The sequence below is a fragment of the Paenibacillus sp. FSL R5-0636 genome (genome assembly GCF_037974255.1).
Lineage (GTDB): Bacteria > Bacillota > Bacilli > Paenibacillales > Paenibacillaceae > Paenibacillus_AQ > Paenibacillus_AQ odorifer.
This window is the reverse complement of the sequence record NZ_CP150232.1, coordinates 6,532,590-6,547,977: the sequence shown is the minus strand read 5'-3', so window position 1 is coordinate 6,547,977 and position 15,388 is coordinate 6,532,590. Positions and strand designations below refer to the sequence as shown.

Genomic DNA, 15,388 nt, shown 5'->3' with positions numbered 1-15,388 from the left:
CCTACTTTATTTAACTATATTACTCCGCTTTTCCTGTGAATCAGGAGGGTGGAGTTTTTTTATATTTTCAAAAGAGTTGTAATACGTTTTCATTCCTCTGTTTATTGGGTATTTTAGCTTGCGGGGTGCATAAGCTGAAACAGTGGCGATCGCCTGTATTTTTCAGATGAAAGAGGAGGAACTTCAGATGAACAAAAAATGGATGCTTGGTTCGTTGGCCCTATCCTTAGGCCTTTTATCAGCAGGTAGCGGAGTTATGGCAGCTTCATCATCAGTGGGAAGCTCGGCAATAAAAAATGTGGCTGTGATTGGCACAGGAAAAGAAGGCCCAGCTACTATAAACAATTTGACGGTAAAAAGTGTGGTACCGCTTGTTGTACATGCCAGAGCAATCTATTTCTATACTAGCCGTGGGGGCAACTTTTTCCCGATGGAAACCTTCATGTATAAAGCGCAAGAGTACCGTTACCTTTCCAATGATATTGGGACAAAGGCGAAGCTGATGAATTACATAAAAAAAGCCTACACGCATAATGCAGCAGCTTATTATGTGCAGACTCAATTTTTGGAGCATGAAGGTAGAATGTCACAGGTGAATGCGGATCTTGGAAACTCATTAATGTTTGAAAAAGCCACCGCCCGAATGCTCTCCAAAACTGCAACAACCGCTGAATTTGACTTAACAGTTCCTTATTCGAGCGGGCAGGAAGGCAGTGAGTCGGTGTATGTGAAGCTGAAAAAGGTGAATGGATACTGGAGAATTGATACGTCACCGGATATTCTTTTTTGAGGAAGGGTTAGGGTAGAAGAGGAAGGGCAAAGAGGCTCTACGCTTGGGCGCGGATAAGGTCAGAGGTATAAGCAACACCAGCGAATTTACCTTTGCGAGTGATAATGACACAATCATTTTTCATAGGGTCTGGGCGGTTCATAGCGAGGCTCAATACCGTATCGAGTGGAGTGGAAATGTCAAGAATGAGCGGGGTTTTGTTCATAAGCTTCATGGCAGGTTCTCTGTAGAACAGATCTACTCCGGATCTTCCTGTAGCTTTTAAAAAGAAACGTTCGCTCATCAACAATCCGAGGGGTTCATTCATAGCATTGCAGACGACGATACATTTGGATTCTGGATGCTGAAACATGACGCGAAGGGCTTCTCTGCAAGTGCGTGAGGCAAAAATAGCAGGAGCACTGCGGACAATACCAGTAAGATCATTTACAAGAGCTGTTGTCATAGGATGTTCATCCTTTCTGATTATGGGTCTACTTCTAATGTACCCCTGAATCGTAAATTTCAAAGCCGGGTAACGTAAGCTACAGGTAAAATAGATTGCTGGCAAGAATAACCGGTCAGACCTTAGGGGCTCTGACCGGTTATTTGTTGTTAGCTATTCACTGCGGACCCCGTCCTCCACCAGCTGCTTTCGGGGGACATCGGGGATTATGGATTTGCTCACGCCTCCACGATTAATGGCGATTAATCGTTTTTGTGCGTAATATACGTCGCGGGACAGTTTATTCACCTCAGTGGATTTACCGTCAACATACTTTGTAATGTAGGTTTCTACAATATATCCGGTTTTCCCATTTTGAATAACGCGTGAGCTGCCACGAGGCAGTGAAGAATCGTTTACGTATTTATCGACTGGAGGGAGTACTTCTACTGTTTTTGAATGAACTTTGTAAGTGACATTTTGCGGAAACGTGCCGAACAGCTTTATGGTCAGTGATTTACCCTGCACAGCTGCTTTAATTATGAGATATTTGCCAGTCGTATTGCGAAAACGAAAGTTGATATAACCTTCAGCGAATGTTGCGTCCTGACCTTTGGGCAAGTAGTTGACGGGCAAGGAATGATTACGGCGTTCCACAATTTCTAGCCCTATACGCAGTGCGGCATTGTAAAGAGTGCTCGACACTTGGCAGATCCCTCCACCAACACCTGCTTGCAGCTTGCCGTTCACAATCACCGGCGCTTCACGGAAGCCGTAATTCACCTTTGCTTTTTCTATAGCTTTTCCATAATCAAAGACGGCTCCAGGCGGGAGAATGGTTCCATCCACAGCTTTGGCAGCAGCTTCCACGTTGTAGCTTCGTCCAGGTCCACTTGCACCTAGAGAGGTGCTGAACTGCATTACTTTTCGCTCGATACCTTGTTCCTTTAATTTCTTTAAAGTTATGTCAGGCTGCAGAATTAACAAAGGGACCTCCATCGTGATTCCCTTCTCCAGCAGGGTATTTAGATGATTAAAGCTGGTGGGGGCAGTTGCTCCTAAGGAAGTCTCCAGAGCTGTCCAATCAACCTCCAGGGAAGTTTTCTCAGAAGTATATACGATTCGGTCATCGCCTGTAATTCGCCGCGTAGCGTCCACTGGTTCACCAAAGGACTCCTTCTCCCAAGTGGGACTTAGAATTTTCTGGAATTGTGCGATTTCCAGATGAGTTTCAAGCTTCCACAGCTGAGGGAAGTTATAGCGTGCCTTTACCCGCTCCCAAAGGGTTCCTTCGGCAAGCTCTTTTAAGCCCTGCTGAAAAGCAGCGGCTTCATAACTCAACCCAGTCTTACTAAGAGTTAGGGGTAAATCTGCATTGCCCTCCACTTTTAGCACTAGAGGGACGGATTCGAGGGCACGCAGCCGCTGATCCAGCTGGGAGCGGACCTCGGTGATGGTCATGCCTCCGACCTGCCAGCCGGCAAGGGTTGTACCCTTTGGAAGCGTGGTTTTGCTGCCATATAGATGAAGCCCTCCGTAAATGCAGGAGCCGATAAGGAGGAGTGCGATGACCACTATGAGGGCAGCATGGATTTTTTTCATAATTAATCTCCTTTTGGGGATTTGGATTGTGCTAAGCAGGCGCGGCCCTGTAACAAAACTTAAAGAACACTTCGTGGGATACCGATAATAAATTAGTAAGAAACAAGTAGTCTCTAATAAAGGGAGTTACGACATCTGATAACAGGCACCGTTAGGTGCTTTTTTATATGTATATGTCCAGTCACTACAAAACTTTCGAATAGTCGTGCAGTTACGGGGTACTCAATCAGTTACAGATTTGTTACAATAGATACATTGCGGAAATATTGAAGTTTATGGAAACTTGAGGTGGACAATGTCGATTCGCACAAGTGGAAAATGTCATAATTGGGAAGTGAGAAAATGATTGAAATGCAAGATGTATGGAAAACGTACCCTAACGGAACTCACGCACTGCAAGGAGTTTCAGTGAAAATCGACCGCAATGAATTCGTGTACGTTGTCGGCCCTTCCGGCGCGGGTAAATCTACTTTTATGAAATTGATTTATAGAGAAGAAGTGCCTACCAAAGGACAGATTTCGGTGGGAGGTTTCAATATAGGAAAGCTAAAACCACGCAAAATCCCTTATGTCCGCCGTAATATCGGCGTTGTATTTCAAGATTTTCGGCTTTTGCCCAGAATGACGGCATACGAGAATGTAGCTTTTGCTATGGAAGTTATTGAAGCGCCGAAAAAAGTCATCAAGAAACGTGTGAATGAGGTTCTTGATTTGGTTGGGCTGAGAAGTAAAGCGAATCGTGAGCCCTCACAGCTTTCTGGTGGTGAGCAGCAACGGATCGCTATTGCACGGGCTATCGTCAACAATCCTTCTGTTATTATTGCGGACGAGCCTACAGGTAACTTAGACCCCGAGACTTCATGGGGCATTATGCAGCTGCTTGACGAGATTAATTTTCGCGGAACAACGATTGTAATGGCTACCCATAACAGAGATATTGTGAACAAAATGCGCAAACGGGTGCTTGCGATTGAGAATGGAAACATTGTCAGAGACCAAGCGAGAGGGGAATATGGTTATGAGTTTTAAAACCTTCTTGCGACATGTGCGGGAAGGCTTTAAAAGCGTATTCCGTAATGGCTGGATGTCGATCGCCTCAATCACTTCGATTGTTGTTTCTCTTTTTGTTCTAGGTGTATTTATTCTTCTTGTCCTCAACGTAAATTCTGTAGCTGATGAGGCAGACAGTCAGGTACAGATCAAAGTGCATCTAGCTTTGAATACAGATCAGAAGATGCGCGAAACCCTGCAGACTGAAATTGGCAATATGCCGGAGGTCAGCAAGATTACGTTCATCTCCAAGGAACAGGGACTTAAAGATCTCCGCGCGGATATGGGCGAGGAGGCAGCAGAGCTTCTGGAAGGGTTCGATGAAGATAATAACCCGCTTCCAGATACCCTTCAGGTAGAGGTTATTGAACCTACAACCGTTGCTTTTGTGGCTGAGAAGATTCAAGCCCTTAACAAGACACATACCGAGCAGCCTATCTACAAAGTGAAATATGGCAAAGGCTCGATTGAAACATTGTTTAAAATCACGCGTGCCGTACGCAACATTGGATTTATTTTTGTAGCGGGGCTGGCACTTATGTCTATGTTCCTCATCTCCAATACTATTCGGGTAACGATTCTTGCCCGGCGTAAAGAGATTGGGATTATGAAGCTGGTAGGCGCGACAAATTATTTTATTCGTTGGCCTTTCTTTATAGAAGGGGCATTAATTGGACTCATTGGATCATTGATTACTTCGGGCGTTTTATATGCCGGTTACAAGGGTTTGGAATCTTCGATACAGGGAGATCCAATGCTAGGATTGCAGCTGATCCCTTTCAGTGATATTTGGCTGCTGCTCGTGGGTCTGTTAGTTGGACTAGGCGTGCTAATCGGCGTCTGGGGAAGTACGGTTTCTATTCGTAAGTTTTTGAAAGTTTAATTTAAGAGTGAAGGATGGGGAGTGCGAGTTGAAGAAGATTGCCGCCGGACTAGCCGTAATGTTACTAGCTGTCACTATATTCCAACCCTCTGATGGATATGCCAAAAAAACAAGTGTTGCCGAGATCGATAAGCAATTAAAGCAGCTGCAACAAGAGGTGCAGGAAGCTAAGGCGCAGCAAGAGAAAGCGGAGTCCCAAACGCAGGAAGCGCAGCACTATAAGAATAAGACAAATATTAATTTACAATATGTATTGCAGCAAGTGGATCAAGTTAAAGGTAAAATGACCGAAATCTCTAACAAAATTTCCGATACAGAAGAATCCCTTAACGTTACAGCAACGGAATTGGATGAAGCAGAGGCACGAGTGGCCTCAAGAGAAGAACTCTTAGGATCCCGTGTCCGGTTGATGTACACGGATGGAGCGGTGTCTTACCTAGATGTTTTGCTCTCATCGACAAGCTTCTCTGATTTTCTGGGCCGCACCGATTCGCTTAAGATGATTGTGGATCAGGATCAGGAGCTGTTAGTCCAACACAAGCTGGACAAGCAGACAGTTGTAGAGAAGAAGCAGGAGCTTGAGGGGCAATATGCTCAAGCCAAGCAGTTATACACCTCCTTGGAAAATCAGAGAAGCCTGCTGAAAGAGAAGGAAGCGGAGAAGCAGGAGCTTATCGCATTTTATGATAAGCAGATTCAAGAAAGCGATGATCTAAGTGAAGAGCAGAACGAGAAGCTGGTTAAGCTGGCGAGCGAACGTTCTGCTTTGGAAACCCAAAAGGATAAGATTAAAGCTGAGGAAGCGGCTCGCAAAGCAGCAGCCGCCAAAGCAGAAGCAGCACGCCGGGCAGCAGCAGCGGCCAAGAAAGCTGCAGCTAGCAAGGCAAGCAGCAGTTCAAGCTCCAGCTCCTCAACCGCGTATGCTGGTGGAGATGGACCCTTCCTGCTGCCTGTAGGTTCGGCAAGAATCTCTTCCTCCTACGGACCACGGACACACCCAATTACGGGTGAGAAGGGGAAAGTACACACCGGGGTAGACTTTGCAGTTCCACAAGGAACCAATATTCATGCGGCTGATTCCGGAACGGTAATCGTAGCTGAATGGTATAGCGGCTATGGATATTGTGTAATTGTTGATCATGGCGGCGGAGTTTGGACCCTCTACGGACATATCCGTAAAGGTGGTATCAAGGTTAGCCCTGGGGATAGAGTCAATCGTGGGGATGTGATTGCTGAATCCGGTTCTACAGGTAATTCGACGGGCCCCCATCTCCATTTTGAAGTTCGGATCGACGGCAAGACAGTAAATCCGATGCCTTATCTCTAATTTTTAAGAACTTATAACTCATATTATTTGAACGTACGGCATATACTGGAAGAGATACCGTACCTTTCAGGACGGACTTATGGAGTTGTTTGCGAGATGGACAAGAAGGGACGGTGGGAACATCATGTTAAAAAAAAGCACAGCGGCGTTTATGATTATCGCCGCCCTGCTATGCGGTAGTCTGGTGACCTTGGGCGTGACGGGTTATAGTCATGTTATTGGACAAGCTGCAGGAGAAGGACTGGCCTCAGCATTGCAGGTTACTGGCCTTCAGCAGAAGGAATCCCAGAAGCTTGGAACTGCTCTCAGTCTGATTGAGAGCAATTACTACGAGACAGTAGATCGGGAGAAGCTGATAGACGGTGCTGTCAACGGTATGATGGAAGCGCTGGGCGATCCTTATTCCAACTATATGGGTAAAGAAACAGCTGAGAAATTCGAAGAAAGCATTGAGGGTTCCTTTTCAGGTATCGGTGCGGAGGTCTCTTCGGATAATGGCAAGGTAGTCGTGGTCTCTCCGATCAAGGGCTCACCTGCTGAGAAAGCTGGGATTCAGGCCAAAGATGTTATCTTGTCCGTTAACGGTGAATCGCTGGAAGGTATGGAGCTGAATGCAGCTGTTGCCAAGATTCGCGGTCCTAAGGGCAGTAAGGCCACTTTGAAAATACAACGTTCCGGCGCTGTAGAGCCGCTGGAATTTGTTCTTACCCGGGATGATGTGAAGCTCGAAACAGTCTACGCTACCATGGAAAAGGACAATGTGGGCGTAATCGAGGTTACGCAGTTCTCCTTGAATACCGCAGAACGATTCAAGGAAGAGCTGGAGAAGTTAGAGAAGCAAGGCATGAAGGGACTTGTTATTGACGTCCGCAATGATCCAGGTGGTGTTCTTCCGATTGTTATTGAAATGGCAGAGCAATTTGTTCCAGCTGGCAAATCTATAGTGCAAATAGAATACAAAGACAAAAAACGCGAAGTTAGCACCTCAAAAGGATCGAGTAAAGCTTATCCAGTGGTCGTGCTGATGAATAAAGGTAGCGCAAGTGCTTCGGAAATATTGGCGGGTGCCTTGCAGCAGTCGGCAGGAGCTAAGCTAATCGGTGACAATTCTTTCGGTAAAGGCACCGTGCAGACGAGCTTTGACAAACAGCTAGGAGACGGCAGCTTGCTGAAAGTTACCATTGCCAAATGGCTTACGCCAGACGGCACATGGATCCACGGCAAGGGAATTAAACCGGATATCGCGGTAGCGCAGCCGGATTACTTCTCGGTGGCTCCAATTAACAAAAGCGTGGCGCTGCAATATAATATGAACAATGCTGATGTGAAGAGTGCACAGACGATGCTGGACGGTTTGGGTTACAAGCCTGGACGTAAAGATGGCTATTTCGATGCTGGCACTAAGGACGCAGTGAAGAAGTTCCAAAGTACAGCAAAGCTCCAAGTCACAGGCATAATTGACGCCAAGACAGCGGAGGCGCTGGAAGCGGCGCTGATCAAGGTCATTCAAGACCCTGCTCACGACAACCAACGGAATAAAGGGATTGCTGAGATTCAGAAGGAAATTAAGGCGGCAGCGTCGAAAAAGTAAGAAGGCTGAATTCAGCCTTCTTTTTTTCTTTTAGATAAGAAAATGCCAACCGACGTAGAGGAATTAGAATATATACAAATCAGTCATCGGACGAAAAGGAGTGTGACGAACAGTTTGAATGTGATTCAGGAACTGTTAGGAAGCTTGGGCACTGCGTTCTTACACTTATTGATCCAGCCGTATTACTACATTGCTATTATATTTATTGCGTTATATTACCGTAGGCAGGTGGCATTAGAACGAAAGCTGATACATGTAAAATTACATAGCTGGGGTCAGGAAACGTGGCGGACGGTATGGAGTGGTCTAGTCATGGGTTTGGTCGTCTCTATAGCAGCCGTTCTGCTAGGAATATCGTTATCAGGTACCGCTGTAGCCTGTATTTGGGTAGTTAGTCTCGTGTTGTCGCTACTGCGTGTGCGGTATTTGTGCTTTGCGTATTCTATAGGCTTGTTAGGTATCATTCAGTTTGTAATTTCTTTCTTTCCAGATGCTTTAGATAGTGGAACGGTAGGGAATATTACCACCGCCATAAGGGAGATGGATATTCCTGCTTTGCTAGTGTTAGCTGCGCTGCTGCACATGGCGGAGGCACTGCTGGCCCGCAGACAAGGGGCCAAGCTTGCAACGCCGCTCTTCCTGAAGGGAAAGCGCGGCATGGTCGTTGGCGGCTATCAGCTGCAGGCCTTCTGGCCGCTGCCGCTGTTCCTGCTGCTCCCTTCGGGTGCAGGAACGGATTTGCCATGGCACTCGCTGCTCGGCGGCAGCCTTGGCATCGTCTCTTTGCCCGTCATCATCGGCTTCAGCGAGATGACGCAGGGCATGCTGCCCGGGCGCAAGGCGGCCCGCACTGCAGGACGACTGCTGATCTACAGCATCGTCCTGCTCGGCTTAAGCCTGCTTGCCGCTTGGTGGAGCCCGCTGACCCTGGTCGCGGCGCTCGCAGCCATTGTGCTGCACGAAGGGTTAAGCTGGTACAGCGCTCTGGAAGAGCGCAGCATCAGCCCCATCTTCGTGCATCCACCGCGCGGCCGCAAAGTGCTGGCCGTGCTGCCGGGCAGTCCCGGCCAGGAGCTGGGCATCCTGCCCGGCGAGATCTTACTGAAGGTCAACGGGGTCCTGTTGACCGATGCGGCGCAGCTACATGAGGCGCTGCGCATGAATCCAGCGTTCTGCAAGCTGGAGGTGCTGAACCGTGAAGGGGAGAGCAAATACCTTCAAAGTCCAATCTATGATGGGGATCACCATCAGCTCGGTATTATTTTGGTGCCGGAGACGGATGGGATGATTACCGCTGAGGCGAAGCCTTCCAGCATCTACAGCATCATCGGGATGAAGACAGGCATACGCAGCCGGAACCTTCCGGACGGCCAACTTAAACGAAAAAAAACCACTGAAGCCAAGCAGGAATCAGCGGAAGGATAACTAGAAGATGCCCCATAGGCCATGAAATGGTGAATGGGGCATCTTTGTTTTTGATTAGAGGATAATTTCGCGTGCGTGAAGCCACTATCGGACCCAGTTGACCCTAATCGCAGCATTTTCGCTTTTTTACAATGGTAAGGGACCCCAAAGCCGCTATTGGCATCAAAAACACCCCAGATGAGCCTCTTTCTGAGGAATAACGTCGCTGGGGTCCGAAACTCTGCTCAAACGCCGATAAAATTGTAAATAGCGTCGCTGGAGTCCGAGCCCGCCCGCGCCAAGGAGTAACGTCACTGGATTCCGTAAGAAAAACTAACTTTGGCGGTTGGCCTATTCACAGGCTTTATGTTACTAGTTCAACCCCGCATGTTCTTCAAATAAAAAATTGCAATTTGCGTACGATCGCGGAGCTCTAATTTGCTTAATATATCCGTTATGTAATTTTTGACGGTACCCTCGCTTAAAAAAAGCTGTCCGGCGATTTCTTTGTTGCTATGCCCCTCAGCGATAGAAGACACTACAGCCAGCTCTGTTTTGGTCAATCCGAATGATTCCAGTGGCTGTATCTGTGGCAATTCTTGCCGTGCCGTAGGCTGCAGAAAGGTTGCCAGCTTGCGGGCGATATCAGGGTGGATAAGCATGTTCCCATCAAAAACCGTTTTAATGCCCTGGATGATCCGGTCTGGCGGTATGTTTTTGAGCAAATATCCACTAGCTCCGTTACGCAGTGCTTCAATGATATATTCATCGTCATCGAAAGTGGTCAGCATCAATATCGCAATTTGCGGAAAAGCCTGCTTAATCTTCTCCGTTCCTTCAACGCCACCGCAGCCGGGCATGCGGATATCCATCAGAGCTACATCGGTCTTTAATCCTTTTTGAAGTAATTCCAAGGCCTCGTTACCTTCACAAGCTGCTCCGGCAACTTCAATATCTGGGTCCATACCTAGCAATACTTGCAGACTTTGGCGAATAAAGGGGTCGTCATCAACAATCAACACTTTAATCATTAGCATGGCTCCTTTCGTTATACAATCTCATCTTGCTTATAAATGGGCAGCCGTGTAACGACTGTAAAATGTGGCGCCTGCCTTAGTTCGAGTGTTCCGCCGATCAGATGAGTGCGCTCGTACATTCCTTTCATCCCGTCTCCACCACTCCCCAATAATTTGCGGAGCTTCTCTTCTTCTGGAAGTGATCCATTGTTGCTAACCTCCATAGTGATTCCTGCTTGCGCGTAGTCAATTTTGATCCGGATGGACGTTGCTTTTCCATGCCGCAAGGCGTTGGTTATAGCTTCACGGGCGTTTTTGTACAGGATTACTTGAATACTGGGATAGAGTGGATAAGGTATGCCCTGTACTTGGTATGAGGTCTCGATCCCCGTCTCACGTCCAATTTCTTCGAGCAGCCGGTCTAACGCATACGCTCCCTCAAGCTTCGGAGTGTAGTTGATACGTTTAACTGCGGACCGCATATCGTCCATGCTGGCCGACAGCTGGTCACGAATCAATTCCATCATTTGCATTCCGCTCTCGGGAGAGGTAGGCAAGGTCTGGAGGGCGGCCTCCATCATCATTTTAATCCGGATTAGCCGGTGGCCGATATCGTCATGGAGCTGTCGTGAGATGCGGACGCGCTCTTTGGATTGGGCAGACTCTTCTACTTGCGCGCTGAACTCCAGCAGGCGGTTGCGAGCTTCGTCGAGTTCGAAATGCTTTTTGCGCAACTCATCATATAGAAGAAGAGTGTCTTCGCGCCTCTGGCCAGCTTTTAATAATAGCTTATTTAGGTAGGCAGTGAGCAGAAATGAAAAGTTAATGTAAGTCACTACGAGCGATGGAGAATTCTTGAGTGCAACGTTCAAAGCTATCAGATGTACACCTGTGAACACGTAAGGCACTGCTTTAGGCTGGAATCTGGAATAATAAAGCAGTGCTGATATAGCGGGGAAAATCATCATGCTGCCATATTGATAACATAACCAGGCTGTGAACAAGATTTCGATGATACTAATCAAAGTGTGAATGGATCGTGGGAGCTTTGGTACCATCACCACAAGGAATAGAAGCATCAGGATATGCAGCGTGAAGATTCCATAATCGTTATATTGATAGACATAAATAGTAATAAACGCAGGGATTAAGATGAGTCCGTAACGCAATAAATTTAGCTCTCTGGGCACGCCTTAGTCATCCTTTATGTTTTTTAATAATCTTAGCATATTATCCCACTACTTCAGGAGATGACTTTAGTCACCTTCAAAAAATGACCTTTCGTACATCCGTAAAAATTCAACCTAGAATAAAATTGAAAATATAGAAGCACACACGACAGGGGAGATAAGAGATGGCAATCGCGGTGTTGACCGATGTGGTGAAACGGTATGAGAACAAATTAACGGTAGATCATGTGAATGTTACGATCCAAGCAGGAGAGATCTTTGGTCTGCTGGGGCCGAATGGGGCGGGCAAAAGTACAACTATAAGTATGATTTGCGGCCTGCTAAAGATTGATAGTGGAGACATTGTTATTGATGGGTTATCAGTCTCTTCGTATGCACTGGAGGTTAAGAAAAAGATCGGCTTAGTTCCGCAGGATTTGGCTTTGTACAATACAATGACAGCAGCTGAAAATGTAACTTTTTTCGGAAGATTGTATGGCTTGCGGGGGAAATTGCTAAAAGAGCGGGTGGCGGAAGCTCTTGCTTTCACAGGACTTAGTGACCGGGCCAAAGAAAAACCAGCCACCTTCTCCGGAGGGATGAAAAGACGTTTGAATATCGCCTGTGCCATCATGCATCATCCAAAGCTGATTATTATGGATGAGCCGACCGTAGGGATTGATCCGCAGTCTCGTAATCATATCCTTGAGTCGGTCAAAGAGCTCAATCGGCTTGGCTCAACCGTCATCTACACTAGTCATTATATGGAAGAGGTTGCAGCCATTTGTGATCGGGTAGCGATTATGGATAAGGGACATATCATTGCTTGTGGTACGGAAAAGGAGCTGCGGGAACGGGTTTCTCAGGAAGAAAAAATAGTGGTCAAAGCAACGAACATCACCCCGGAGCTAATCAATGAGCTTAGTCTACACCCGCGGATCACGAGAGTGGAAAGTAAAGAGGGAACGGTAGAAATGTATCTCCCCTCCTCACAGGATGAGCTGCAGGATATCTTATTTATTTTTGCTAAACATGAAGGGGTTATTGGTTCTTTAAATATAGAGGAGCCGGATCTGGAGACATTATTCCTTAGTTTGACAGGACGGACATTGCGCGATTAAAGGAGGGAGAGAACGCTTTGAGAAATATTTGGACAATTATGATTTATGAGCTTCGCAGGCTGTTTATTTCACGCTCAATCATCATTAATATGTTTCTGCTACCGCTGCTTTTGATCTTTCTGCTGGGTGCCTCCCTTTCCAGTGTAATCGGTGATAAGGCAGCGTCTGAGATTGATCCAGTACGTGTTGGTATAGTTAATCTTTCTGGAGAAGGATATGAAAGCTCGGCGATGATAGACAGCTTTTTGAAGACGCCGGAGCTTAAGGATATCATCATTCCGGTCAAAGTAGGGAGCCGAGAGACAGCGGAAAGCGGCTTGCGTACCGGAAAATATGGTTATGCGGTTATTGTTCCTCCAGGCTTCGATAAAAAAGTACAAAGCGGTGATACTGCACAGCTAGAGTTTATTCTGGGTAAAGATCGGACAGATAATATGGTTGCGGGGACGGTATTCGATAACTTTTTGAACAATATTAACTATAAGCAGTCCGTAGCTATGACGCTGGGTCCAGAAGCTTTGACCGTTACTGCACCAAGTTCGGGGGAGCAGCCTTCTGTTAAGGTTGGGGCGCTCAGTGAAGGTGGCCGATCCTATACAGCCTCCCAATTCTATGCGGTATCCATGATGCTGATGTTTCTGCTATATAGCGGTTTGACCGTCAGTACCTCTCTTTTTAATGAAAAAGAAAATCATACCCTCTTCCGAATAACTTCAATGCCGGTAAAAGGTTCTGAGCTGTTTATTGGTAAAATGTTAGGTGTAGGGGTTGTAAGTGTAGTGCAGTGTGCAGCGATTATTATCCTGACTCACTTGTTGTTTGGCGTAAATTGGGGCAATCGTCCGGGCTTGCTGCTGCTCTTCTGTCTCTTAATGATCATTGCTTCCATGACGTTATCGATTGTCATTTCAATGTTTAGCAAAACTAAAGCAAGTGCAGGAAGTATTATTAATGTTATCACTGTGGTCATGACCTTTATTAGTGGAGGGATGGCTCCACTTCCGGAATCATGGGTGAACTCCGTCGGGGCATTTACCCTGAATCACTGGGTGCTACAAGCTGTTCTAAAAATGATGCTGCATGCAGAGGTCTCAGAGATTTTGCCGAATCTGCTGGTCATGTCGATCATATGTCTAGTTCTATTCAGTGGAGCGGTTATCTCGTACCGGAAGGTAGGTTACCATGGATAAGATCTTAACGATTGCTTGGAATATGGTGAAAAGAACGATCGGTTCTCGGAATGGGCTGCTTACGTATATTCTTCTGCCCTGTATTGTCGTGTCGGTGATAGTAGCAATTAGTGGAAGTATGGGTGAAAGACCGGCTACTATTTTATATTCGAATATGGATGATGGTGCAGCAGGTAAACATTTGCTTACCGAGCTGGAGAATACCGGTGATTATAAGCTTGTAGAGAAGACAGATGAGGCTAATTTGAGGGAGAGTATTATCGATCAGAACGGAGAAGCCGGTGTTTTGATACCGCAAAACTTCACCTCCGCACTGCTTGCTGGAGAAGAGCCGCAAATTAGTGTGTATGAGCTTAAGGCTACCGAAACATCAATTATGGTAAAAATGAAAATCAGTGTAATTGCTGATGAAATGCGAAACACTGCTGGACTAATTGGAGCAGCTCGGGCTGAGGCTACTGGCTCGGACTCACAGTTTGCTGCCGTAATGCAGAGAGCAGAGCAACATAGTGTAGGCAGTATAAGAACAGATTATGATTTATATCCAAAAGAGGGCTTAAGCATCGTCACAGGATTTACTTTGATGTTCTTAATGGGGCTGGTTACAAGTTCAGTGTCGCTTATTATGGATGATCGAAGAGAAAGAACGATGAAACGTATGTTCAGTGCCCCGGTTCGTTCGTATGAGATTGCCCTCGGTAATTTTCTGGGAAGCTTCATCGTTGGGTTAATTCAAATCATTGTAATACTTGCCTTAGGCCGTTATGTGCTGCAGTTTGACTTTGGGTTACCGCTCTACTTGTATTTCTTGGTTCTTGCAGCATTTATGCTCGTTTCCATGGGTTTAGCTAGTACGGTAGCAGGTCTGATTCGCAATCCCAATAATACGGGCATGCTTAATTCGCTGATCCTGACCCCGACATGTATGCTTGGAGGCTGCTTCTGGCCGTTATCCATTATGCCGGACTATATGCAGAAGGCAGCTAATTTTGTACCGCAAAAATGGGCGATCCAAGCGATCGATATCGCTGCCACAGGTGGGGGCTGGAATGAATTATGGCTGCCCTTTGCCATCTTGGGCCTTATGGCCGCCGTGCTGCTGGCGATTGGTTCTGCTATTCTTCGTCCGAGTGAAGCCGGAATTAACGCTTAAGAAATTTCCAGAGAATATAGATATGCATAGCTTGGACTACTCTATTCAGGTACAATAATAGGTATCAAATGTCCCTAGTTCTTAATATGTGCAAAAGAGGGGATTTCTAGGAGGATGAGCAGATGAGCAGCAATAAATTGGCTTGGACATGGCGGGTGAAGGAAGAATGTTTAGAGGAGTATGTAGCTATGCATTTAAATCCTTGGCCAGAAATTTTGGAGGAGCACAGTAAGGCTGGTATTTCTAACTATTCCATCTTTCAGAATGGCAATCAATTTTTTTACTGTTATGAGTGTGAGGATAGTAAGGCGGCTTTTGATTACATTGCCAAAAGTGATGCCTGCAACCGCTGGAATGCGATTACCTCTAAGATGGTTGAAGGGTCATTTGATTTCAATGATGAGGTGCCTATGCAGCCCTTACGTGAAGTGTTCTATCTGAAATAAGTAATTGCATTCTAGAACAAATCAAATGTGCATAATTATATTATCGGCGCATCTGGTTTACAGTTATTTTAAATATAGGTATAATATAATTTATAAAGTTAAATTGAATAATTATTTGTTTTTTGGAGGAGCCTGTCAACAAGGGCTCCTCTTTGTCTTTTTTTGGCTTGGAGAAGCTCCTGGTTGGCAGTTCTTATATACAACAAGGGAGTGGATAGAAAG

The 15,388-nt window shown here is 46.2% G+C and carries 14 protein-coding genes; 10 read left to right on the top strand and 4 right to left on the bottom strand.

The window, feature by feature from the left end; genetic code table 11:
• Positions 1-187 precede the first annotated feature (187 nt).
• Positions 188-790, top strand: coding sequence for a DL-endopeptidase inhibitor IseA family protein (locus MKX34_RS29965; protein WP_051491029.1), 603 nt, complete (start codon positions 188-190; stop codon positions 788-790).
• 37 nt (positions 791-827) lie between these two features.
• Here MKX34_RS29965 and MKX34_RS29960 read toward each other — a convergent pair whose 3' ends face one another.
• Together MKX34_RS29960 and MKX34_RS29955 are read right to left on the bottom strand one after the other, a co-directional pair.
• Positions 828-1,235, bottom strand: coding sequence for a CBS domain-containing protein (locus tag MKX34_RS29960; protein WP_076140758.1), 408 nt, complete (start codon positions 1,233-1,235; stop codon positions 828-830).
• 153 nt (positions 1,236-1,388) lie between these two features.
• Entirely contained in the window at positions 1,389-2,816 is a 1,428-nt protein-coding gene (locus MKX34_RS29955) for a VanW family protein (protein WP_076297053.1), read from the bottom strand.
• 342 nt (positions 2,817-3,158) lie between these two features.
• On the opposite strand from MKX34_RS29955, the gene ftsE reads away from it, so the two are divergent.
• The 5 genes from ftsE to MKX34_RS29930 all read left to right on the top strand — a co-directional run bounded on the left by ftsE (position 3,159) and on the right by MKX34_RS29930 (position 9,092).
• On the top strand, positions 3,159-3,845 hold the full coding sequence (gene ftsE / locus MKX34_RS29950) for a cell division ATP-binding protein FtsE (RefSeq protein ID WP_036678556.1): 687 nt from the start codon (positions 3,159-3,161) through the stop codon (positions 3,843-3,845).
• On the top strand, positions 3,835-4,749 hold the full coding sequence (gene ftsX / locus MKX34_RS29945) for a permease-like cell division protein FtsX (protein WP_076182150.1): 915 nt from the start codon (positions 3,835-3,837) through the stop codon (positions 4,747-4,749). Before ftsE ends, ftsX begins: the two co-directional genes overlap by 11 nt.
• A gap of 28 nt (positions 4,750-4,777) precedes the next feature.
• Positions 4,778-6,076 carry a peptidoglycan DD-metalloendopeptidase family protein gene (locus tag MKX34_RS29940; protein ID WP_076107069.1) on the top strand — a complete coding sequence of 433 codons (1,299 nt, stop codon included), beginning with the start codon at positions 4,778-4,780 and terminating at the stop codon, positions 6,074-6,076.
• A gap of 124 nt (positions 6,077-6,200) precedes the next feature.
• Positions 6,201-7,667 carry a S41 family peptidase gene (locus tag MKX34_RS29935; RefSeq protein WP_076107072.1) on the top strand — a complete coding sequence of 489 codons (1,467 nt, stop codon included), beginning with the start codon at positions 6,201-6,203 and terminating at the stop codon, positions 7,665-7,667.
• Between the two features lie 450 nt (positions 7,668-8,117).
• A complete protein-coding gene (locus MKX34_RS29930) occupies positions 8,118-9,092 on the top strand; it encodes a PDZ domain-containing protein (RefSeq protein ID WP_232061470.1) in 975 nt (324 codons plus the stop codon).
• Between the two features lie 356 nt (positions 9,093-9,448).
• On the opposite strand, the gene MKX34_RS29925 is transcribed toward MKX34_RS29930, so the two are convergent.
• Both MKX34_RS29925 and MKX34_RS29920 read right to left on the bottom strand, forming a co-directional pair.
• Positions 9,449-10,102: a response regulator transcription factor gene (locus MKX34_RS29925; RefSeq protein ID WP_076297054.1), complete on the bottom strand. Its 654-nt coding sequence runs from the start codon at positions 10,100-10,102 to the stop codon at positions 9,449-9,451.
• A gap of 17 nt (positions 10,103-10,119) precedes the next feature.
• Positions 10,120-11,277, bottom strand: a complete 1,158-nt coding sequence (locus tag MKX34_RS29920) for a sensor histidine kinase (RefSeq protein ID WP_076297055.1) — start codon at positions 11,275-11,277, stop codon at positions 10,120-10,122.
• A 164-nt stretch (positions 11,278-11,441) separates the two neighbouring features.
• On the opposite strand from MKX34_RS29920, the gene MKX34_RS29915 reads away from it, so the two are divergent.
• From MKX34_RS29915 to MKX34_RS29900, 4 genes are all read left to right on the top strand, one after another.
• Positions 11,442-12,377, top strand: a complete 936-nt coding sequence (locus MKX34_RS29915) for an ABC transporter ATP-binding protein (protein WP_036678569.1) — start codon at positions 11,442-11,444, stop codon at positions 12,375-12,377.
• Between the two features lie 17 nt (positions 12,378-12,394).
• Positions 12,395-13,567 carry an ABC transporter permease gene (locus MKX34_RS29910; RefSeq protein ID WP_051491030.1) on the top strand — a complete coding sequence of 391 codons (1,173 nt, stop codon included), beginning with the start codon at positions 12,395-12,397 and terminating at the stop codon, positions 13,565-13,567.
• The gene (locus tag MKX34_RS29905) at positions 13,560-14,720 is read left to right on the top strand and encodes an ABC transporter permease (protein ID WP_036678572.1); all 1,161 of its coding nucleotides are present in this window, start codon (positions 13,560-13,562) and stop codon (positions 14,718-14,720) included. Before MKX34_RS29910 ends, MKX34_RS29905 begins: the two co-directional genes overlap by 8 nt.
• 122 nt (positions 14,721-14,842) lie before the next feature.
• Entirely contained in the window at positions 14,843-15,166 is a 324-nt protein-coding gene (locus MKX34_RS29900; protein WP_038573529.1) for an L-rhamnose mutarotase, read from the top strand.
• Positions 15,167-15,388 lie beyond the last annotated feature (222 nt).